Source organism: Streptomyces daghestanicus, from assembly GCF_020521275.1.
GTDB lineage: Bacteria > Actinomycetota > Actinomycetes > Streptomycetales > Streptomycetaceae > Streptomyces > Streptomyces griseoviridis.
On record NZ_BNDX01000017.1, the window covers coordinates 1 to 21,295 of the forward strand.

At 71.0% G+C, this 21,295-nt stretch carries 12 protein-coding genes and 8 pseudogenes; 11 read left to right on the top strand and 9 right to left on the bottom strand.

The features are described 5' to 3' along the window. Positions 1-519: pseudogene (locus tag Sdagh_RS32575) on the bottom strand (LuxR family transcriptional regulator); the annotation flags it as partial. Positions 520-660: 141 nt separating this feature from the next. Continuing rightward, a pseudogene (locus Sdagh_RS32580) lies at positions 661-1,763 on the bottom strand (sugar ABC transporter substrate-binding protein). A gap of 296 nt (positions 1,764-2,059) precedes the next feature. On the opposite strand from Sdagh_RS32580, the gene Sdagh_RS32585 reads away from it, so the two are divergent. Genes Sdagh_RS32585 through Sdagh_RS37195 form a run of 3 tightly spaced genes read left to right on the top strand, consistent with a single transcriptional unit; the run spans position 2,060 to position 4,487 of the window. Continuing rightward, on the top strand, positions 2,060-3,874 hold the full coding sequence (locus Sdagh_RS32585) for a PA14 domain-containing protein (RefSeq protein WP_226536076.1): 1,815 nt from the start codon (positions 2,060-2,062) through the stop codon (positions 3,872-3,874). Then, a complete protein-coding gene (locus Sdagh_RS37190; protein ID WP_226536079.1) occupies positions 3,775-4,329 on the top strand; it encodes a fibronectin type III domain-containing protein in 555 nt (184 codons plus the stop codon). Before Sdagh_RS32585 ends, Sdagh_RS37190 begins: the two co-directional genes overlap by 100 nt. A gap of 8 nt (positions 4,330-4,337) precedes the next feature. Continuing rightward, a complete protein-coding gene (locus tag Sdagh_RS37195) occupies positions 4,338-4,487 on the top strand; it encodes a hypothetical protein (protein WP_226536081.1) in 150 nt (49 codons plus the stop codon). Between the two features lie 86 nt (positions 4,488-4,573). Here Sdagh_RS37195 and Sdagh_RS32600 read toward each other — a convergent pair. Beyond that, positions 4,574-7,005, bottom strand: a pseudogene (locus tag Sdagh_RS32600) (PA14 domain-containing protein). A gap of 295 nt (positions 7,006-7,300) precedes the next feature. On the opposite strand from Sdagh_RS32600, the gene Sdagh_RS32605 reads away from it, so the two are divergent. Beyond that, positions 7,301-8,404 (top strand): sugar ABC transporter substrate-binding protein, encoded by a 1,104-nt coding sequence (locus Sdagh_RS32605; RefSeq protein WP_190077009.1) that lies wholly within the window; start codon positions 7,301-7,303, stop codon positions 8,402-8,404. A 79-nt stretch (positions 8,405-8,483) separates the two neighbouring features. Continuing rightward, positions 8,484-9,515 carry a helix-turn-helix transcriptional regulator gene (locus Sdagh_RS32610; RefSeq protein ID WP_190077008.1) on the top strand — a complete coding sequence of 344 codons (1,032 nt, stop codon included), beginning with the start codon at positions 8,484-8,486 and terminating at the stop codon, positions 9,513-9,515. On the opposite strand, the gene Sdagh_RS32615 is transcribed toward Sdagh_RS32610, so the two are convergent. Together Sdagh_RS32615 and Sdagh_RS32620 are read right to left on the bottom strand one after the other, a co-directional pair. Then, positions 9,478-10,464, bottom strand: a complete 987-nt coding sequence (locus tag Sdagh_RS32615) for a helix-turn-helix transcriptional regulator (protein ID WP_189422165.1) — start codon at positions 10,462-10,464, stop codon at positions 9,478-9,480. The genes Sdagh_RS32610 and Sdagh_RS32615 overlap by 38 nt on opposite strands. 20 nt (positions 10,465-10,484) lie before the next feature. Beyond that, complete coding sequence (locus Sdagh_RS32620) at positions 10,485-11,471, bottom strand: helix-turn-helix domain-containing protein (protein WP_189422164.1); 987 nt, start codon at positions 11,469-11,471, stop codon at positions 10,485-10,487. A 133-nt stretch (positions 11,472-11,604) separates the two neighbouring features. Here Sdagh_RS32620 and Sdagh_RS32625 point away from each other — a divergent pair, with 133 nt between their 5' ends. Then, positions 11,605-11,793: a hypothetical protein gene (locus Sdagh_RS32625; RefSeq protein WP_189422214.1), complete on the top strand. Its 189-nt coding sequence runs from the start codon at positions 11,605-11,607 to the stop codon at positions 11,791-11,793. Between the two features lie 5 nt (positions 11,794-11,798). After that, a complete protein-coding gene (locus Sdagh_RS32630) occupies positions 11,799-12,134 on the top strand; it encodes a Rieske (2Fe-2S) protein (protein WP_189422163.1) in 336 nt (111 codons plus the stop codon). 128 nt (positions 12,135-12,262) lie between these two features. Here the strand turns inward: Sdagh_RS32630 and Sdagh_RS32635 are convergent, their stop codons facing one another. After that, the gene (locus Sdagh_RS32635; protein ID WP_190077007.1) at positions 12,263-12,634 is read right to left on the bottom strand and encodes a pyridoxamine 5'-phosphate oxidase family protein; all 372 of its coding nucleotides are present in this window, start codon (positions 12,632-12,634) and stop codon (positions 12,263-12,265) included. A 137-nt stretch (positions 12,635-12,771) separates the two neighbouring features. On the opposite strand from Sdagh_RS32635, the pseudogene clpB (Sdagh_RS32640) reads away from it, so the two are divergent. Continuing rightward, a pseudogene (clpB, locus tag Sdagh_RS32640) lies at positions 12,772-15,375 on the top strand (ATP-dependent chaperone ClpB). A gap of 146 nt (positions 15,376-15,521) precedes the next feature. Here clpB (Sdagh_RS32640) and clpB (Sdagh_RS32645) read toward each other — a convergent pair. Next, positions 15,522-18,116: pseudogene (gene clpB / locus Sdagh_RS32645) on the bottom strand (ATP-dependent chaperone ClpB). Between the two features lie 137 nt (positions 18,117-18,253). Between clpB (Sdagh_RS32645) and Sdagh_RS32650 the strand changes: the two are divergent. Then, positions 18,254-18,624 (top strand): annotated as a pseudogene (locus Sdagh_RS32650) (pyridoxamine 5'-phosphate oxidase family protein). Between the two features lie 128 nt (positions 18,625-18,752). Here the strand turns inward: Sdagh_RS32650 and Sdagh_RS32655 are convergent. Together Sdagh_RS32655 and Sdagh_RS32660 are read right to left on the bottom strand one after the other, a co-directional pair. Next, positions 18,753-19,088 (bottom strand): Rieske (2Fe-2S) protein, encoded by a 336-nt coding sequence (locus Sdagh_RS32655; RefSeq protein WP_189422163.1) that lies wholly within the window; start codon positions 19,086-19,088, stop codon positions 18,753-18,755. A gap of 5 nt (positions 19,089-19,093) precedes the next feature. After that, complete coding sequence (locus tag Sdagh_RS32660) at positions 19,094-19,282, bottom strand: hypothetical protein (RefSeq protein ID WP_189422214.1); 189 nt, start codon at positions 19,280-19,282, stop codon at positions 19,094-19,096. Between the two features lie 111 nt (positions 19,283-19,393). Between Sdagh_RS32660 and Sdagh_RS32665 the strand changes: the two are divergent. Both Sdagh_RS32665 and Sdagh_RS32670 read left to right on the top strand, forming a co-directional pair. Then, positions 19,394-20,399, top strand: a pseudogene (locus Sdagh_RS32665) (helix-turn-helix transcriptional regulator). A gap of 20 nt (positions 20,400-20,419) precedes the next feature. Further along, positions 20,420-21,295: pseudogene (locus Sdagh_RS32670) on the top strand (helix-turn-helix transcriptional regulator); the annotation flags it as partial.

Below are 21,295 nucleotides of genomic sequence, written 5' to 3' on the forward strand. Positions count from 1 at the left end.
CGCCTCCACCGCGTCGCCCATCAGCTCCATGTAGTGCAGCAGCCCTGCCCGTGCCGGGCGACGTGCGTGTACAGGTCGCGCATCCGTACGCCGCGCCCCGCGCAGCGCCAGCGCCCGGTGCAGCCCCTCGGACAGCTCGTGCTCGCGCCGGATGCCGCCGGGCTGCACGGTCAGCACCTCGGTCGTGCACGCCTGCGTCGCCTCGTCCATCGCCGCCTGGATTGCGGCCAGGCCGTCCAGGACCGGATCGCGGTGCCCTCGCCGGCCGCCGGCTGCCGCTGCTCCCCCAGCCCCGCGTACCGCTCGACGGCGGCGACCGCGGAGCCCAGCCGCCGCTGCCCGGCGCTGACCTCGTCGTACACCTCGCGCAGCAGCCGGGTCATGACCTCCGGGGCGCGGTCGGCACCAGGAACCCATGTCGTCGGGGTCGGGGTGCAGCAGGGCGAGGTCCAGCAGACAGGGCACCGCCTCCGCGTCCCCGCGCGGCACCCGGCCGCCGCCCACGGCACGGGAGTACACCTGGTCCCCGGCCTCGCACAGTCGGTCAGCACCGTGTGGATGCCCGCCGTCCCGTGCCGGCCATCGCCCAGTCCACCCCGGTTGCCGCCGCTTTCCGCAGCGCAACTATGCGCGGCCGGGACCGCCTGTGCAACAAGCGGCCTACTTCAGGCCGATCGCCGCGCAGTCCGCCTTGTACGCGGCGGTGCAGATGTCGGAGACCTCGTGGATGCCGTCGGCGACCACGGTGTCCTTGATGTTCTTCTTGGTCAGGGCGACGACGGTGACGAGCTGGGCCGGGATGTCCTTGTCGGTGGGGCTGTCGACGCGGTCGGCGGTGAGCGCGTCGAACTGGATGTCCTTGCCCTGCACGCGGGCCACGGCCATCTCGGCGGCGCTCTCCGCCTCCTGGGGTAGGACTTGTACACGCTCATGTACTGCTCGCCGGAGACGATCCGCTGCACCGCCGCCAGGTCGGCGTCCTGGCCGGTGACGGGCGGCAGCTCGGTGACGCCGGCCGCCTTGAGCGCCTCGATGACGCCGCCGGCCATGCCGTCGTTGGCGGAGTAGACGCCGTCGATGCCGTCCGCGCCGAGCTTCGCGATGGCCTCGGCCATGTTCTTCTCGGCGTTCTCCGGCTTCCAGTCCTCGGTGTCGTACTCGGCGCCGATCCGCAGGTTCCCGGCGAGTTCGGTGAGCGCGCCGGCCTTGAACTGGCGGGCGTTGGGGTCGGTCGGCGCGCCGTTCATCATGACGATGGTGTCGGCGGCGGCGTCGGGGCCGAGTGCCTCCAGCAGGGAGCGGCCCTGGACCTCGCCGACGAGTTCGTTGTCGAAGGAGATGTACGCGTCGATCGGGCCCTCGGCCAGCCGGTCGTAGGCGATCACCGGGATGCCGGCGTCCTTGGCCTTCTTCACGCTGCCCGCGATGGCGTGCGCGTCGACCGCGTCCAGCACGATGACGTCGACCCGGTCGTCGATCATCTTCTGCATCTGCCCGGCCTGCTTGCTCGCGCTCGCCTCGGCGTTGGCGTACTCGACGGTGCCCCGGCCGCCGGTCAGGTCGGTGACCTTCTTCTCGAAGATGGGGTGGTCGAACTGCTCGTAGCGCGTGTTGGCCTTCTCCGGCAGCAGCAGCCCCACCGTGAGGTCGTCGCCCTTGGTCGGGCTCGCGGTGTCACTGCCGCCCGACACGTTGAGCGCACCGCAGGCCGTCAGCGAAACGGCCATCGTGGACACGGCCACGGACATGGCGATACGGCGCATGCAGGAGATCACTTCTGGTGCCTTCCGGACGCGGTGGCCGCTTTGCGACCCAGGTGACTGAAAAGACAACGCGTCCACCCACCTCACCGTCAAGCGGTACCACTTAACGAGATGGCAACATCACGCAGCGCTCCCGCGATGAAAACAGAACGACTTCTTCTCCAACATCCCTTCACACAAAGGCCATCACCCATCCCCATCAGGACCCGCGAGATCCGTACAACCAACTCCTTTCCTCACGAGTCGTGATCACGGGGCCGTCGGCGGCCCCCGCCGTTTTCGATCAGAGGGACCGAATGAACTCAGCCAGACGCACGACCACGGCCGCCGCCTCGGCCGCCGTCGTGCTCGCCACCGCGGGCGGGCTGATCCCACCGCGCGCGCCCGCCTCCGCCGCCGCGAGCTGCGCCTCGCCCGTCTTCACCCGGCAGTTCTTCGCGAACACCGCCTTCTCCGGCTCCCCGAAGAAGACCGACTGCGACTCCGCGATCGACCAGAACTGGGGCTCCGGCGCGCCCGCCAAGGGACTGCCGGCCGACCGCTTCGGCGTCCGCTGGTCCGTCACCCGCGACTTCGGCTCCGGCGGCCCGTTCGCCTTCACCGCCGCCGCCCAGGACGGCATCCGCGTCTACCTCGACGGCGTCCGCAAGGTCGACCTGTGGAAGAACGTGTCCTCGACCCGGAAGAAGACCGTCGACGTCACGGTCCCCAAGGGCAGGCACACCCTCCGCGTCGACTTCGTGAACTGGACCGGCAAGGCGGACGTCACCTTCGCCTACACCCCCCGCACCTCCGCCTCCGTCGACAAGGTCAAGCCGCTCACCCCCACCGGGGCCTCGGTCACGTACGACGAGGCCACCGGCAAGGCGAAGGTCTCCTGGGCGAAGAACAAGGAGATGGACCTCGTCGGCTACCGCGTCCACCGCCGCCTGAAGGGCACCGAGTACGGCAGCAAGCCGCTCGCCACGACCACCTCCACCTCGTTCACGGACACCACCGTCCCGAAGACCGGCCAGGTCTTCTACTACGAGGTCCGCGCCTACGACAAGGCGGGCAACACCTCGGCGGGGACGGCCGACCAGCCCGTCACCACCGTCGACCGGACGCCGCCCGCGGCGCCGTTCGTGGAGATGGACGCCTGCCCGGCCGACCAGCCCTACGCCGCCCCGGAACTGGTCACCACCGCGGCGAACGCCGCCGACATCGCGCTCTACGAACTCCAGCGGCGGAAGGCGTCCTCGGATGCCTGGACGACCGTCGCCACCGCCGCCAAGGGCGCCTTCTGCGACACCGGCACCCCGGCCGACGGCGCCGAGGTCACCTACCGGGGCCGGGCCCGGGACGCGGCCGGCAACTGGTCGGCGTACTCGCCCGCCGCCACCTTCACCACCGCCGACCGCACCCCGCCGGCCCCCGTCGCCGACGCCCGCGTCGAGTACCGCTCCGGCGTGCCGCACCTGCTCTGGTCCCCCGCCGGGGACGCCACCGCCTACCAGGTGCTCCAGTACGACCCGGCCACCGGCGGCTGGCTCGACGCCCTGCCCGCGCCGGGGACCACGACCGCCACCGAGGTCGTCCCGCGCCAGCTCACGGCGGTGAGCGACACCTACCGGTACGCGGTGCGCGCGCTGGACGCCAAGGGCAACGCCGCCGCCCCCGCCGAGATCACCGTGGACCTGGCCGCCCGGCCCGAGGCGATCCCCGCCTTCCGGACCACCGCCCACCCCTTCGGCGAGGGCGTGATGGTCGAGTGGAGCAGCACCGACCCATGGGCCTTCGACGGCGACGGCCCGCTGCTCGGCTACCGCCTGGAGCGCACCGACCCGGCGACCGGCGCGACCACCACCGTCGACCTGTGCAAGCCGAACAGCTCGGTCGACCTGCCCCGGAGGCGCCCAAGACGTACTGGACCTGGTCGGGCTCCGACGCGCCCTCCTACGCCGGCCGCAAGCAGGTCAACGGGGTCTGCTGGGACGTCTCCGGGGCGTCCGAGACGACGTACGAGTACCGGGTGGTCACCGTCGACCCGCAGGGCCACGCCTCGCGGCCCGGCCCGGCCGCCACCGCCACCACCCCGGACACCGAACGCCCGGCCCCGGTGGAGAACCTGACCGCCGAGATCATCCCGCTCGGCGTCCACCTGACCTGGACCCCGCCCGCCGACGACGACGTCCAGTCGTACGCCGTCTGGCAAGGCGTCACCGACCCGGAGACCGGCGAGACGGTCTGGGAGGACAACTGCTGGACCGGCAGCTCCCTGACCGCCACCGAGATCTACTGCCCGACCGTGCCGGACGGCGCCGCGCACGTCTACCGGGTGGCCGCCTCGGACGGCTCCGGACTCATCGACCCCTACGCCGGACCCGACGCCTTCCACACCGCCGACATCACGGTCACCCTGCCCGACACCCGGCCGCCCGGCTGGACCGGCACGGACGTCCGCGAGGACCAGTACCCGGAGCTGTACGTGGGCTGCTCGGAGTCCTCGGGCCTCGGTGACTGCGCCGGTTCGCCGGCTACCGCGTGGAGCGCTGGGACCCGGCCACCGCCTCCTGGCTCACCCTGAAACAGGGCGTGGCGGGCGACAGCGCGTACTACATGGACACCACGGTCCACGAGGACCGCCTGGGCCTGTACTACTACCGGGTCGTGCGCACCGACGCCGCAGGCGCCGACGCCGCCACCACCGAGCGGGCGTACGGCATCTGGGACTCCTGGCTCTGACCGGCCCCGGACGCGGAACGACGGAAAAAGAAGGGGCCCGGATGCATCCGGGCCCCTTCTTTCCGTCGTTCCGCGTCCGGGGCCGGTCAGAGCCAGGAGTCCCAGATGCCGTACGCCCGCTCGGTGGTGGCGGCGTCGGCGCCTGCGGCGTCGGTGCGCACGACCCGGTAGTAGTACAGGCCCAGGCGGTCCTCGTGGACCGTGGTGTCCATGTAGTACGCGCTGTCGCCCGCCACGCCCTGTTTCAGGGTGAGCCAGGAGGCGGTGGCCGGGTCCCAGCGCTCCACGCGGTAGCCGGCGAACCGGGCGCAGTCACCGAGGCCCGAGGACTCCGAGCAGCCCACGTACAGCTCCGGGTACTGGTCCTCGCGGACGTCCGTGCCGGTCCAGCCGGGCGGCCGGGTGTCGGGCAGGGTGACCGTGATGTCGGCGGTGTGGAAGGCGTCGGGTCCGGCGTAGGGGTCGATGAGTCCGGAGCCGTCCGAGGCGGCCACCCGGTAGACGTGCGCGGCGCCGTCCGGCACGGTCGGGCAGTAGATCTCGGTGGCGGTCAGGGAGCTGCCGGTCCAGCAGTTGTCCTCCCAGACCGTCTCGCCGGTCTCCGGGTCGGTGACGCCTTGCCAGACGGCGTACGACTGGACGTCGTCGTCGGCGGGCGGGGTCCAGGTCAGGTGGACGCCGAGCGGGATGATCTCGGCGGTCAGGTTCTCCACCGGGGCCGGGCGTTCGGTGTCCGGGGTGGTGGCGGTGGCGGCCGGGCCGGGCCGCGAGGCGTGGCCCTGCGGGTCGACGGTGACCACCCGGTACTCGTACGTCGTCTCGGACGCCCCGGAGACGTCCCAGCAGACCCCGTTGACCTGCTTGCGGCCGGCGTAGGAGGGCGCGTCGGAGCCCGACCAGGTCCAGTACGTCTTGGGCGCCTCCGGGGGCAGGTCGACCGAGCTGTTCGGCTTGCACAGGTCGACGGTGGTGGTCGCGCCGGTCGCCGGGTCGGTGCGCTCCAGGCGGTAGCCGAGCAGCGGGCCGTCGCCGTCGAAGGCCCATGGGTCGGTGCTGCTCCACTCGACCATCACGCCCTCGCCGAAGGGGTGGGCGGTGGTCCGGAAGGCGGGGGATCGCCTCGGGCCGGGCGGCCAGGTCCACGGTGATCTCGGCGGGGGCGGCGGCGTTGCCCTTGGCGTCCAGCGCGCGCACCGCGTACCGGTAGGTGTCGCTCACCGCCGTGAGCTGGCGCGGGACGACCTCGGTGGCGGTCGTGGTCCCCGGCGCGGGCAGGGCGTCGAGCCAGCCGCCGGTGGCCGGGTCGTACTGGAGCACCTGGTAGGCGGTGGCGTCCCCGGCGGGGGACCAGAGCAGGTGCGGCACGCCGGAGCGGTACTCGACGCGGGCGTCGGCGACGGGGGCCGGCGGGGTGCGGTCGGCGGTGGTGAAGGTGGCGGCGGGCGAGTACGCCGACCAGTTTGCCGGCCGCGTCCCGGGCCCGGCCCCGGTAGGTGACCTCGGCGCCGTCGGCCGGGGTGCCGGTGTCGCAGAAGGCGCCCTTGGCGGCGGTGGCGACGGTCGTCCAGGCATCCGAGGACGCCTTCCGCCGCTGGAGTTCGTAGAGCGCGATGTCGGCGGCGTTCGCCGCGGTGGTGACCAGTTCCGGGGCGGCGTAGGGCTGGTCGGCCGGGCAGGCGTCCATCTCCACGAACGGCGCCGCGGGCGGCGTCCGGTCGACGGTGGTGACGGGCTGGTCGGCCGTCCCCGCCGAGGTGTTGCCCGCCTTGTCGTAGGCGCGGACCTCGTAGTAGAAGACCTGGCCGGTCTTCGGGACGGTGGTGTCCGTGAACGAGGTGGAGGTGGTCGTGGCGAGCGGCTTGCTGCCGTACTCGGTGCCCTTCAGGCGGCGGTGGACGCGGTAGCCGACGAGGTCCATCTCCTTGTTCTTCGCCCAGGAGACCTTCGCCTTGCCGGTGGCCTCGTCGTACGTGACCGAGGCCCCGGTGGGGGTGAGCGGCTTGACCTTGTCGACGGAGGCGGAGGTGCGGGGGGTGTAGGCGAAGGTGACGTCCGCCTTGCCGGTCCAGTTCACGAAGTCGACGCGGAGGGTGTGCCTGCCCTTGGGGACCGTGACGTCGACGGTCTTCTTCCGGGTCGAGGACACGTTCTTCCACAGGTCGACCTTGCGGACGCCGTCGAGGTAGACGCGGATGCCGTCCTGGGCGGCGGCGGTGAAGGCGAACGGGCCGCCGGAGCCGAAGTCGCGGGTGACGGACCAGCGGACGCCGAAGCGGTCGGCCGGCAGTCCCTTGGCGGGCGCGCCGGAGCCCCAGTTCTGGTCGATCGCGGAGTCGCAGTCGGTCTTCTTCGGGGAGCCGGAGAAGGCGGTGTTCGCGAAGAACTGCCGGGTGAAGACGGGCGAGGCGCAGCTCGCGGCGGCGGAGGCGGGCGCGGCGGTGGTGAGCAGCCCGCCCGCGGTGGCGAGCACGACGGCGGCCGAGGCGGCGGCCGTGGTCGTGCGTCTGGCTGAGTTCATTCGGTCCTCTGATCGAAAACGGCGGGGGCCGCCGACGGCCCCGTGATCACGACTCGTGAGGAAAGGAGTTGGTTGTACGGATCTCGCGGGTCCTGATGGGGATGGGTGATGGCCTTTGTGTGAAGGGATGTTGGAGAAGAAGTCGTTCTGTTTTCATCGCGGGAGCGCTGCGTGATGTTGCCATCTCGTTAAGTGGTACCGCTTGACGGTGAGGTGGGTGGACGCGTTGTCTTTTCAGTCACCTGGGTCGCAAAGCGGCCACCGCGTCCGGAAGGCACCAGAAGTGATCTCCTGCATGCGCCGTATCGCCATGTCCGTGGCCGTGTCCACGATGGCCGTTTCGCTGACGGCCTGCGGTGCGCTCAACGTGTCGGGCGGCAGTGACACCGCGAGCCCGACCAAGGGCGACGACCTCACGGTGGGGCTGCTGCTGCCGGAGAAGGCCAACACGCGCTACGAGCAGTTCGACCACCCCATCTTCGAGAAGAAGGTCACCGACCTGACCGGCGGCCGGGGCACCGTCGAGTACGCCAACGCCGAGGCGAGCGCGAGCAAGCAGGCCGGGCAGATGCAGAAGATGATCGACGACCGGGTCGACGTCATCGTGCTGGACGCGGTCGACGCGCACGCCATCGCGGGCAGCGTGAAGAAGGCCAAGGACGCCGGCATCCCGGTGATCGCCTACGACCGGCTGGCCGAGGGCCCGATCGACGCGTACATCTCCTTCGACAACGAACTCGTCGGCGAGGTCCAGGGCCGCTCCCTGCTGGAGGCACTCGGCCCCGACGCCGCCGCCGACACCATCGTCATGATGAACGGCGCGCCGACCGACCCCAACGCCCGCCAGTTCAAGGCCGGCGCGCTCACCGAACTCGCCGGGAACCTGCGGATCGGCGCCGAGTACGACACCGAGGACTGGAAGCCGGAGAACGCCGAGAAGAACATGGCCGAGGCCATCGCGAAGCTCGGCGCGGACGGCATCGACGGCGTCTACTCCGCCAACGACGGCATGGCCGGCGGCGTCATCGAGGCGCTCAAGGCGGCCGGCGTCACCGAGCTGCCGCCCGTCACCGGCCAGGACGCCGACCTGGCGGCGGTGCAGCGGATCGTCTCCGGCGAGCAGTACATGAGCGTGTACAAGTCCTACCCCCAGGAGGCGGAGAGCGCCGCCGAGATGGCCGTGGCCCGCGTGCAGGGCAAGGACATCCAGTTCGACGCGCTCACCGCCGACCGCGTCGACAGCCCCACCGACAAGGACATCCCGGCCCAGCTCGTCACCGTCGTCGCCCTGACCAAGAAGAACATCAAGGACACCGTGGTCGCCGACGGCATCCACGAGGTCTCCGACATCTGCACCGCCGCGTACAAGGCGGACTGCGCGGCGATCGGCCTGAAGTAGGCCGCTTGTTGCACAGGCGGTCCCGGCCGCGCATAGTTGCGCTGCGGAAAAGCGGCGGCAACCGGGGGTGGACTGGGCGATGGCCGGGCACGGGACGGACGGGCATCCACACGGTGCTGACCGACTGTGCGAGGCCGGGGACCAGGTGTACTCCCGTGCCGTGCGGCGGGGCCGGGTGCCGCGCGGGGACGCGGAGGCGGTGCCCTGTCTGCTGGACCTCGCCCTGCTGCACCCCGACCCCGACGACATGGGGTTCCTGGTGCCGACCGCGCCCCAGGAGGTCATGACCCGGCTGCTGCGCGAGGTGTACGACGAGGTCAGCGCCGGGCAGCGGCGGCTGGGCTCCGCGGTCGCCGCCGTCGAGCGGTACGCGGGGCTGGGGGAGCAGCGGCAGCCGGCGGCCGGCGAGGGCACCGCGATCCGGGTCCTGGACGGCCTGGCCCGCATCCAGGCGGCGATGGACGAGGCGACGCAGGCGTGCACGACCGAGGTGCTGACCGTGCAGCCCGGCGGCATCCGGCGCGAGCACGAGCTGTCCGAGGGGCTGCACCGGGCGCTGGCGCTGCGCGGGCGCGGCGTACGGATGCGCGACCTGTACACGCACGTCGCCCGGCACGGGCAGGGGCTGCTGCACTACATGGAGCTGATGGGCGACGCGGTGGAGGCGCGGACGCTGGACGAGGTGATCGACCGGCTGATCCTGTTCGACCGCACGGTGGCCTTCGTCCCCGCCAACGCCGAGCGGACCATGGCGCTGGAGCTGCGCCACCCGGCGCTGGTGGAGTACCTGGTGACCGTCTTCGAGCGGCTGTGGCGGCTGGCGCTGCCGCTGACCGCGCCGCTGCCGGAGACCGGCATCGACGGCATCTCGCACCGGGAGCGGTCGATCGCGGCGCTGCTGGCGGAGGGCCACCAGGACGCGGTGATCGCGGAGCGGCTGGGGATCAGCGTGCGCACCTGTCGGGCGCACATCGCCCGGCTGTCGGAGACGCTGGGCGCGGCGAGCCGCACACAGCTCGGCGTCCGCATCGCCCAGGCCGGCCTGGACGGCCCGCCCCGCACCCCGGCCCCGGTCAGGCGTCCCGGTCGAGAATCCCCGACCGCGCGATGAGATAGCCGAGCTGGGCACGGCTGTCGCTGCCTAGGGTGGCGGCGAGTTTGGCGATGTGGACGCGGGCGGTGCGCACGTTCATGCCGAGGTGGTCGGCGATGACGGCGTCGGTGTGCCCCTCCACCAGCAGGGCGGCCACCGCGCGCTGGCGCGGGGTGATGCCGTCCAGGGTGGGCGGCTGCTCGGCCTGCGGGTACATGGGAACGGCCAGCCGCCACAGGCGGTCGAAGACGGTGACGAAGTAGGTGATCAGCGCGGGGTGGCGGATCTCCAGGGCGAGGGTGCGGTCCTCGTTGGCGGGGATGTAGGCCACCCTGCGGTCCACGGTGATCAGGCGTTCGGTGACCTCGTCCAGGCTGCGGGCCTGCACGTCGCCGGTCAGCCGCTCGTAGCGGGCCAGGACGGTGGGCGCGTACCGCAGGGTGTGCTGGTAGAGGGCGCGGATGCGGCCACCGCGGGCGAGGAAGGCCTGGTCGCGTTCGATGACGGGTTCGTGGACCTGGGGCGGGGGGCCGATGTGAGCGCCGTGCGGCTGGATGGTCAGCACCTCGTCGGTCGCCTCGGCCATGACCTCGGCGATGGCCCGGCTGATCCGGTCCTTGCCGCTGAGCAGTCGTAGGGCCGGTGAGTCGTCGGCCGACGCGTGCGGGCCGCCGATGCGCAGCAACGGGGCGAAGGTCTCGGCGAGCCGCTCGCCGCGCCGCCGTTCACCGGCGACGCGCTCGTCGGAGGCGCGCAGGAGGCGGTGCAGGGCGACGGCGGGGGCCACGGGCTCCAGTCGGTCGGGAGTGTCGACCACCGGGCGGAGCAGACCGGAGTCGAGGAGGCACGGTGTCGCGTCGGCCGCCGCGGCCGGGAGGGGGCCGTCGCGCAGGGCGCGGGTGTACAGCTCCAGTCCGGCCTGGCACAGCTCCTCGTTCGCGTGGTCCTCGTGTGCCGTCGCGGTCACGCGTGACTGCCTCCTTGGCGTCAGTGGTCCTGGTCCAGTATTCCGGACTGCGCGATGAGGTAGCCGAGTTGGGCCCGGCTGCCGCTGCCGAGGGCGGAGGCCAGCTTGGCGATGTGGGCCCGGCAGGTCCGTACGTTCATCCCGAGGCGACGGGCGATGGCCTCGTCGACGTGGCCTTCCACCAGGAGCTTGGCGATGGAGTGCTGGATGTCGGTGATGCCGTCGGGCGCGGTCTCGTAGGGGGCGCCGGCGGTGAGCGGTACGGCCCGGCTCCACATGAACTCGAAGACCTTGATGAGGTAGCGGACCAGTCCGGTGTGCCGCAGTTCCAGCGCGGTCTGCCGGTCGTCGCGGATCGGCAGGAAGGCGACCGTCTCGTCGAGGATGATGAGCCGCTCGACCAGTTCGTCGATGGTGCGGTACTCGGCCTTGCCGTTGGCGAACTGCTCCACGTAGGCCAGCCGCTCGGAGTTGTAGCGGGCCGTGTGCTGGTAGAGGGTCCGGATGCGGACCCCGCGCTCGATCAGGGGCTTGTCGCGCTCCAGGGCCTCCATCAGCCTCTTCTCCGTGCTGCGGGGACCACTCGGCTGGATGGTCAGCATCTCGGAGGCGCACTCGGCGGTCGCGAGGTCGAGGGCGGCGTTGATCCGGTCCAGCCCCTCCAGGACGGTGATGGCGTGACCGGAGGAGGTGTCCTGGGCGCTGAGTGTGAGGAACGGCTCGAAGGTCTCGGTGAGGGCGATCGACAGCCGCCGGTGCTCGGAGATCTCGCGTTCGATGGGAGTCAGCCGCTGGGCCAGGGCGACGGACGGGGGTACCGGGCGCAGCCAGTCGGAATCGTCAGGGTCCGGGTGGAGGAGGGCGAATTCGGTGAGGCAGGGCGCGGCTTCCGCGTCCGCTCGCGGGATGCGACCGTTGCGCAGGGCATTCGCGTACAAACGACTCCCTGCCTCGCACAACTCTGTGACCGAGTGGGGATGTGTCTCCTTTGTGTCCTTTTTACCCATATCTCCAACCCCCCAGGGTCATGAACGTGCAGGAACATGATGCACCGATCGTGTGGCCACGACGTACCTGAATGAGCCATCGTCTTATCCGACGGGGGAGTGAGGGGACCTTCAAGTGAGGACGAAGCCAACCATGCGCAAGAGAATGCTTCGCTCGGTGCTTGTTGCCGCCTTCTCCGCCGTTGCGGCCTTCGGAACAGTGGCTGGCCTCTCCGGCGTGCAGGGCGACGCGCACGAGGTGGGCAGTGAACAGTCCGTCGCTGTCGTGGCGGTCGACGGCGAGGCGCCGTCGTACACCACGAACGACAGCAAGTGGGACTGATGCGGATGTCCACCCCACCCGACGACCGCTCATTCCGTCGCGAGATGGCCACCGCCTTCCGCTCCGGCTGGCACTTCATCGACCTGGTCACCGCCATCCCCCACAGTGGTGACTCCCTGATGGTGACCGTGTTCGGCGAACCGGTCGTCGTCACCCGGGACGAGGACGACGACGTGCGGGCGTACCGGTGTCTGCGGCGGCCTCGGGGGGCGCCGCAGCCTGTGCGGTGTGCCATCCGGTACGGAATGATCTTCGTGAATCTTGACCAGAGAGACCACCGGCTGGTGGAACCCGAATCCCCCACCTCGCGGACCATCTCAGCCACCCCCCGCAGTGCCTGACGCGATTCCCCCGTCGTAAAAAGATCGCTCAGGCGCTTCCCCCCGCAGCGGCGTCACCGTGACCTGAACACGGTGACGCCGCTGCAGTTTTGCATGTCCTGCCGCGGACATCCTCCGTTTCACCACACTCAGGTGGTCCCCAGGGCCCGGTCCACCGCGATCTCGATCACCACACGGGTCGGATTCGGCCGCGGTGGCTTGTACCGCTCGGCGTACCGCCGCTCCGCCTCGGCCACCTCCTCCAGCGCCTCGCGCACGACCGCCCGCCCCTCCAGCGTCGACCACCGCCGGCCGTCCACCTGGCACACGGCGGCCCGCGCGCCCGTCTCCCCGGCGGCCCGCACGTACCGCGCCTTCGCGCTCGCCCGATCCGTGATCACCCGGACCACCCCGGCGTCCGGGTCGTAGGTCGCCCCGACCGGCACCACGTGCGGTGTGCCGTCCGGGCGGAGGGTGGTCAGGGTGCACAGATGCCGTTCCCGCCAGAAGCCGAGGTCCATGGACGGGAACCTATACGGGCCGCCGGGTACTCGTTCCCCCTGGCGGCTCCCGATCCGCACTTGAGTGGAATAGACTCAACTTTATACACGTTGCCTGAGTCAGGACGTTGCCCAGTCGCCAGGAGGAGAACCCGAACGTGGACGCCGAGCTGACCAACCGGAGCCGGGACGCGATCAACGCGGCCAGCAACCGGGCCGTGACCGGGGGACACCCGGACCTCACCCCCGCCCACCTGCTCCTGGCCCTGCTCCAGGGTCAGGACAACGAGAACATCACCGACCTGCTCACGGCCGTCGACGCCGACCAGGTCGCCGTCCGCACCGGCGCCGAGCGGGTGCTCGCCGGGCTGCCCAGCGTGACCGGGTCCACCGTCGCCCCGCCGCAGCCCAGCCGTGAGATGCTCGCGGTCGTCGCCGACGCCCAGACGCGGGCCAAGGACCTCGGCGACGAGTACCTCTCCACCGAACACCTCCTGATCGGCATCGCCGCCAAGGGCGGTGCGGCCGGCGAGGTGCTCAAGGCGCAGGGGGCCACCGCGGACAAGCTCCAGGAGGCCTTCCGGAAAGCGAGGGGGAGGGCGCCGGGTGACCACCGCGGACCCGGAGGGCCAGTACAAGGCGCTGGAGAAGTTCGGCACGGACTTCACGGCCGCCGCGCGCGAGGGCAAGCTCGACCCGGTCATCGGCCGGGACACCGAGATCCGCCGCGTCGTGCAGGTGCTGTCCCGCCGTACGAAGAACAACCCGGTGCTGATCGGTGAGCCGGGCGTCGGCAAGACCGCCGTCGTGGAGGGGCTCGCCCAGCGCATCGTGAAGGGCGACGTCCCCGAGTCGCTGAAGAACAAGCGGCTGGTCGCGCTCGACCTCGGCGCGATGGTGGCCGGGGCGAAGTACCGCGGCGAGTTCGAGGAGCGGCTCAAGGACCGTCCTGGCGAGATCAAGGACTCCGACGGCCAGATCATCACCTTCATCGACGAGCTGCACACGGTCGTCGGCGCCGGTGCCGGCGGCGACTCCGCGATGGACGCGGGCAACATGCTCAAGCCGATGCTGGCCCGCGGCGAGCTGCGCATGGTCGGCGCCACGACCCTGGACGAGTACCGCGAGCGCATCGAGAAGGACCCCGCCCTGGAGCGCCGCTTCCAGCAGGTCCTGGTCGCCGAGCCGTCCGTGGAGGACTCCATCGCGATCCTGCGCGGTCTCAAGGGCCGCTACGAGGCCCACCACAAGGTGCAGATCGCGGACAGCGCGCTGGTCGCGGCGGCCACCCTCTCCGACCGGTACATCACCTCCCGCTTCCTGCCCGACAAGGCCATCGACCTCGTCGACGAGGCGGCCTCCCGCCTCCGCATGGAGATCGACTCCTCCCCGGTCGAGATCGACGAGCTCCAGCGCGCGTCGACCGGCTGAAGATGGAGGAGCTGGCGATCGGCAAGGAGACCGACGCCGCCTCCGTGCAGCGCCTGGAGGAAAGCTCCGCCGCGACCCTCGCCGACAAGGAGGAGGAGCTGCGCGGCCTCACCGCCCGCTGGGACAAGGAGAAGCAGTCCCTCAACCGGGTCGGTGAGCTGAAGGAGAAGCTCGACGAACTGCGCGGGCAGGCCGAACGCGCCCAGCGCGACGGCGACTTCGACACCGCCTCCAAGCTCCTGTACGGCGAGATCCCGAACGTGGAACGCGATCTGGAGGCCGCCTCCGAGGCCGAGGAGGAGGTCGCCAAGGACACCATGGTCAAGGAGGAGGTCGGCGCCGACGACATCGCCGACGTCCGTCGCCTCCTGGACCGGCATCCCCGCCGGCCCGCCTGCTGGAGGGGCGAGACGCAGAAGCTGCTGCGCATGGAGGACGAGCTGGGCAAGCGGCTCATCGGCCAGACGGAAGCGGTCCGCGCGGTCTCCGACGCCGTACGGCGTTCGAGGGCCGGCATCTCCGACCCGGACCGCCCCACCGGCTCCTTCCTCTTCCTCGGGCCGACCGGCGTCGGCAAGACCGAACTGGCCAAGGCGCTCGCGGACTTCCTCTTCGACGACGAGCGGGCGATGGTCCGCATCGACATGTCGGAGTACAGCGAGAAGCACAGCGTCGCCCGCCTGGTCGGCGCCCCTCCCGGCTACGTCGGCTACGAGGAGGGCGGCCAGCTCACCGAGGCGGTCCGCCGCCGCCCGTACAGCGTGGTCCTGCTGGACGAGGTGGAGAAGGCCCACCCCGAGGTCTTCGACATCCTGCTCCAGGTGCTGGACGACGGCCGGCTCACCGACGGGCAGGGCCGCACGGTCGACTTCCGCAACACCATCCTGGTGCTCACCTCCAACCTGGGCAGCCAGTTCCTGGTCGACCCGCTCACCAGCGAGGCGGAGAAGAAGGAGCAGGTGCTGGAGGTGGTCCGGGCCTCCTTCAAGCCGGAGTTCCTCAACCGCCTGGACGACCTGGTCGTCTTCTCGGCCCTCACCAAGGACGAGCTGAGCCGCATCGCCCGCCTCCAGATCGGCGCCCTCACCCGCCGCCTGGCCGAACGCCGGCTCACCCTGGAGGTCACCGACGCGGCCCTGGAGTGGCTCGCCGTCGAGGGCCTCGACCCGGCGTACGGCGCCCGCCCGCTGCGCCGCCTGGTCCAGACCGCCATCGGCGACCGCCTCGCCCGCGAGATCCTCTCCGGCGAGATCAAGGACGGTGACACGGTACGGGTGGACCGGTTCGAGGACGGTCTGATCGTGGGGCCGGTGTCCGGAAAGACACTCTGACGCCCGCCGCGCCGCGGCACAGGGCCGCCGGGGCTTGCCACCCCCCCCTCCCGGATGAGGGAGGGTGGGCAGCCGCGCGCCCGCGTGCCGCTCCTCCCTCGGGAGGGGGTGGCAAGCCCGCGGCCCTGTGCCGCGGCGCGGCGGCGTCAGAGTGTCTTTCCGGACACCGGCCCCACGATCAGACCGTCCTCGAACCGGTCCACCCGTACCGTGTCACCGTCCTTGATCTCGCCGGAGAGGATCTCGCGGGCGAGGCGGTCGCCGATGGCGGTCTGGACCAGGCGGCGCAGCGGGCGGGCGCCGTACGCCGGGTCGAGGCCCTCGACGGCGAGCCACTCCAGGGCCGCGTCGGTGACCTCCAGGGTGAGCCGGCGTTCGGCCAGGCGGCGGGTGAGGGCGCCGATCTGGAGGCGGGCGATGCGGCTCAGCTCGTCCTTGGTGAGGGCCGAGAAGACGACCAGGTCGTCCAGGCGGTTGAGGAACTCCGGCTTGAAGGAGGCCCGGACCACCTCCAGCACCTGCTCCTTCTTCTCCGCCTCGCTGGTGAGCGGGTCGACCAGGAACTGGCTGCCCAGGTTGGAGGTGAGCACCAGGATGGTGTTGCGGAAGTCGACCGTGCGGCCCTGCCCGTCGGTGAGCCGGCCGTCGTCCAGCACCTGGAGCAGGATGTCGAAGACCTCGGGGTGGGCCTTCTCCACCTCGTCCAGCAGGACCACGCTGTACGGGCGGCGGCGGACCGCCTCGGTGAGCTGGCCGCCCTCCTCGTAGCCGACGTAGCCGGGAGGGGCGCCGACCAGGCGGGCGACGCTGTGCTTCTCGCTGTACTCCGACATGTCGATGCGGACCATCGCCCGCTCGTCGTCGAAGAGGAAGTCCGCGAGCGCCTTGGCCAGTTCGGTCTTGCCGACGCCGGTCGGCCCGAGGAAGAGGAAGGAGCCGGTGGGGCGGTCCGGGTCGGAGATGCCGGCCCTCGAACGCCGTACGGCGTCGGAGACCGCGCGGACCGCTTCCGTCTGGCCGATGAGCCGCTTGCCCAGCTCGTCCTCCATGCGCAGCAGCTTCTGCGTCTCGCCCTCCAGCAGGCGGCCGGCGGGGATGCCGGTCCAGGAGGCGACGACGTCGGCGATGTCGTCGGCGCCGACCTCCTCCTTGACCATGGTGTCCTTGGCGACCTCCTCCTCGGCCTCGGAGGCGGCCTCCAGATCGCGTTCCACGTTCGGGATCTCGCCGTACAGGAGCTTGGAGGCGGTGTCGAAGTCGCCGTCGCGCTGGGCGCGTTCGGCCTGCCCGCGCAGTTCGTCGAGCTTCTCCTTCAGCTCACCGACCCGGTTGAGGGACTGCTTCTCCTTGTCCCAGCGGGCGGTGAGGCCGCGCAGCTCCTCCTCCTTGTCGGCGAGGTCGCGGCGGAGCTTCTCCAGGCGCTGCACGGAGGCGGCGTCGGTCTCCTTGCCGATCGCCAGCTCCTCCATCTTCAGCCGGTCGACGGCGCGCTGGAGCTCGTCGATCTCGACCGGGGAGGAGTCGATCTCCATGCGGAGGCGGGAGGCCGCCTCGTCGACGAGGTCGATGGCCTTGTCGGGCAGGAAGCGGGAGGTGATGTACCGGTCGGAGAGGGTGGCCGCCGCGACCAGCGCGCTGTCCGCGATCTGCACCTTGTGGTGGGCCTCGTAGCGGCCCTTGAGACCGCGCAGGATCGCGATGGAGTCCTCCACGGACGGCTCGGCGACCAGGACCTGCTGGAAGCGGCGCTCCAGGGCGGGGTCCTTCTCGATGCGCTCGCGGTACTCGTCCAGGGTCGTGGCGCCGACCATGCGCAGCTCGCCGCGGGCCAGCATCGGCTTGAGCATGTTGCCCGCGTCCATCGCGGAGTCGCCGCCGGCACCGGCGCCGACGACCGTGTGCAGCTCGTCGATGAAGGTGATGATCTGGCCGTCGGAGTCCTTGATCTCGGCCAGGACGGTCTTGAGCCGCTCCTCGAACTCGCCGCGGTACTTCGCCCCGGCCACCATCGCGCCGAGGTCGAGCGCGACCAGCCGCTTGTTCTTCAGCGACTCGGGGACGTCGCCCTTCACGATGCGCTGGGCGAGCCCCTCCACGACGGCGGTCTTGCCGACGCCCGGCTCACCGATCAGCACCGGGTTGTTCTTCGTACGGCGGGACAGCACCTGCACGACGCGGCGGATCTCGGTGTCCCGGCCGATGACCGGGTCGAGCTTGCCCTCGCGCGCGGCGGCCGTGAAGTCCGTGCCGAACTTCTCCAGCGCCTTGTACTGGCCCTCCGGGTCCGCGGTGGTCACCCGGCGCCCTCCCCTCGCTTTCCGGAAGGCCTCCTGGAGCTTGTCCGCGGTGGCCCCCTGCGCCTTAGCACCTCGCCGGCCGCACCGCCCTTGGCGGCGATGCCGATCAGGAGGTGTTCGGTGGAGAGGTACTCGTCGCCGAGGTCCTTGGCCCGCGTCTGGGCGTCGGCGACGACCGCGACATCTCACGGCTGGGCTGCGGCGGGGCGACGGTGGACCCGGTCACGCTGGGCAGCCCGGCGAGCACCCGCTCGGCGCCGGTGCGGACGGCGACCTGGTCGGCGTCGACGGGCCGTGAGCAGTCGGTGATGTTCTCGTTGTCCTGACCCTGAGCAGGGCCAGGAGCAGGTGGGCGGGGGTGAGGTCCGGGTGTCCCCCGGTCACGGCCCGGTTGCTGGCCGCGTTGATCGCGTCCCGGCTCCGGTTGGTCAGCTCGGCGTCCACGTTCGGGTTCTCCTCCTGGCGACTGGGCAACGTCCTGACTCAGGCAACGTGTATAAAGTTGAGTCTATTCCACTCAAGTGCGGATCGGGAGCCGCCAGGGGGAACGAGTACCCGGCGGCCCGTATAGGTTCCCGTCCATGGACCTCGGCTTCTGGCGGGAACGGCATCTGTGCACCCTGACCACCCTCCGCCCGGACGGCACACCGCACGTGGTGCCGGTCGGGGCGACCTACGACCCGGACGCCGGGGTGGTCCGGGTGATCACGGATCGGGCGAGCGCGAAGGCGCGGTACGTGCGGGCCGCCGGGGAGACGGGCGCGCGGGCGCCGTGTGCCAGGTGGACGGCCGGCGGTGGTCGACGCTGGAGGGGCGGGCGGTCGTGCGCGAGGCGCTGGAGGAGGTGGCCGAGGCGGAGCGGCGGTACGCCGAGCGGTACAAGCCACCGCGGCCGAATCCGACCCGTGTGGTGATCGAGATCGCGGTGGACCGGGCCCTGGGGACCACCTGAGTGTGGTGAAACGGAGGATGTCCGCGGCAGGACATGCAAAACTGCAGCGGCGTCACCGTGTTCAGGTCACGGTGACGCCGCTGCGGGGGGAAGCGCCTGAGCGATCTTTTTACGACGGGGGAATCGCGTCAGGCACTGCGGGGGGTGGCTGAGATGGTCCGCGAGGTGGGGGATTCGGGTTCCACCAGCCGGTGGTCTCTCTGGTCAAGATTCACGAAGATCATTCCGTACCGGATGGCACACCGCACAGGCTGCGGCGCCCCCCGAGGCCGCCGCAGACACCGGTACGCCCGCACGTCGTCGTCCTCGTCCCGGGTGACGACGACCGGTTCGCCGAACACGGTCACCATCAGGGAGTCACCACTGTGGGGGATGGCGGTGACCAGGTCGATGAAGTGCCAGCCGGAGCGGAAGGCGGTGGCCATCTCGCGACGGAATGAGCGGTCGTCGGGTGGGGTGGACATCCGCATCAGTCCCACTTGCTGTCGTTCGTGGTGTACGACGGCGCCTCGCCGTCGACCGCCACGACAGCGACGGACTGTTCACTGCCCACCTCGTGCGCGTCGCCCTGCACGCCGGAGAGGCCAGCCACTGTTCCGAAGGCCGCAACGGCGGAGAAGGCGGCAACAAGCACCGAGCGAAGCATTCTCTTGCGCATGGTTGGCTTCGTCCTCACTTGAAGGTCCCCTCACTCCCCCGTCGGATAAGACGATGGCTCATTCAGGTACGTCGTGGCCACACGATCGGTGCATCATGTTCCTGCACGTTCATGACCCTGGGGGGTGGAGATATGGGTAAAAAGGACACAAAGGAGACACATCCCCACTCGGTCACAGAGTTGTGCGAGGCAGGGAGTCGTTTGTACGCGAATGCCCTGCGCAACGGTCGCATCCCGCGAGCGGACGCGGAAGCCGCGCCCTGCCTCACCGAATTCGCCCTCCTCCACCCGGACCCTGACGATTCCGACTGGCTGCGCCCGGTACCCCTCCGTCGCCCTGGCCCAGCGGCTGACTCCCATCGAACGCGAGATCTCCGAGCACCGGCGGCTGTCGATCGCCCTCACCGAGACCTTCGAGCCGTTCCTCACACTCAGCGCCCAGGACACCTCCTCCGGTCACGCCATCACCGTCCTGGAGGGGCTGGACCGGATCAACGCCGCCCTCGACCTCGCGACCGCCGAGTGCGCCTCCGAGATGCTGACCATCCAGCCGAGTGGTCCCCGCAGCACGGAGAAGAGGCTGATGGAGGCCCTGGAGCGCGACAAGCCCCTGATCGAGCGCGGGGTCCGCATCCGGACCCTCTACCAGCACACGGCCCGCTACAACTCCGAGCGGCTGGCCTACGTGGAGCAGTTCGCCAACGGCAAGGCCGAGTACCGCACCATCGACGAACTGGTCGAGCGGCTCATCATCCTCGACGAGACGGTCGCCTTCCTGCCGATCCGCGACGACCGGCAGACCGCGCTGGAACTGCGGCACACCGGACTGGTCCGCTACCTCATCAAGGTCTTCGAGTTCATGTGGAGCCGGGCCGTACCGCTCACCGCCGGCGCCCCCTACGAGACCGCGCCCGACGGCATCACCGACATCCAGCACTCCATCGCCAAGCTCCTGGTGGAAGGCCACGTCGACGAGGCCATCGCCCGTCGCCTCGGGATGAACGTACGGACCTGCCGGGCCCACATCGCCAAGCTGGCCTCCGCCCTCGGCAGCGGCAGCCGGGCCCAACTCGGCTACCTCATCGCGCAGTCCGGAATACTGGACCAGGACCACTGACGCCAAGGAGGCAGTCACGCGTGACCGCGACGGCACACGAGGACCACGCGAACGAGGACTGTGCCAGGCCGGACTGGAGCTGTACACCCGCGCCCTGCGCGACGGCCCCCTCCCCCGCGGCGGCCGACGCGACACCGTGCCTCCTCGACTCCGGTCTGCTCCGCCCGGTGGTCGACACTCCCGACCGACTGGAGCCCGTGGCCCCCGCCGTCGCCCTGCACCGCCTCCTGCGCGCCTCCGACGAGCGCGTCGCCGGTGAACGGCGGCGCGGCGAGCGGCTCGCCGAGACCTTCGCCCCGTTGCTGCGCATCGGCGGCCCGCACGCGTCGGCCGACGACTCACCGGCCCTACGACTGCTCAGCGGCAAGGACCGGATCAGCCGGGCCATCGCCGAGGTCATGGCCGAGGCGACCGACGAGGTGCTGACCATCCAGCCGCACGGCGCTCACATCGGCCCCCCGCCCCAGGTCCACGAACCCGTCATCGAACGCGACCAGGCCTTCCTCGCCCGCGGTGGCCGCATCCGCGCCCTCTACCAGCACACCCTGCGGTACGCGCCCACCGTCCTGGCCCGCTACGAGCGGCTGACCGGCGACGTGCAGGCCCGCAGCCTGACGAGGTCACCGAACGCCTGATCACCGTGGACCGCAGGGTGGCCTACATCCCCGCCAACGAGGACCGCACCCTCGCCCTGGAGATCCGCCACCCCGCGCTGATCACCTACTTCGTCACCGTCTTCGACCGCCTGTGGCGGCTGGCCGTTCCCATGTACCCGCAGGCCGAGCAGCCGCCCACCCTGGACGGCATCACCCCGCGCCAGCGCGCGGTGGCCGCCCTGCTGGTGGAGGGGCACACCGACGCCGTCATCGCCGACCACCTCGGCATGAACGTGCGCA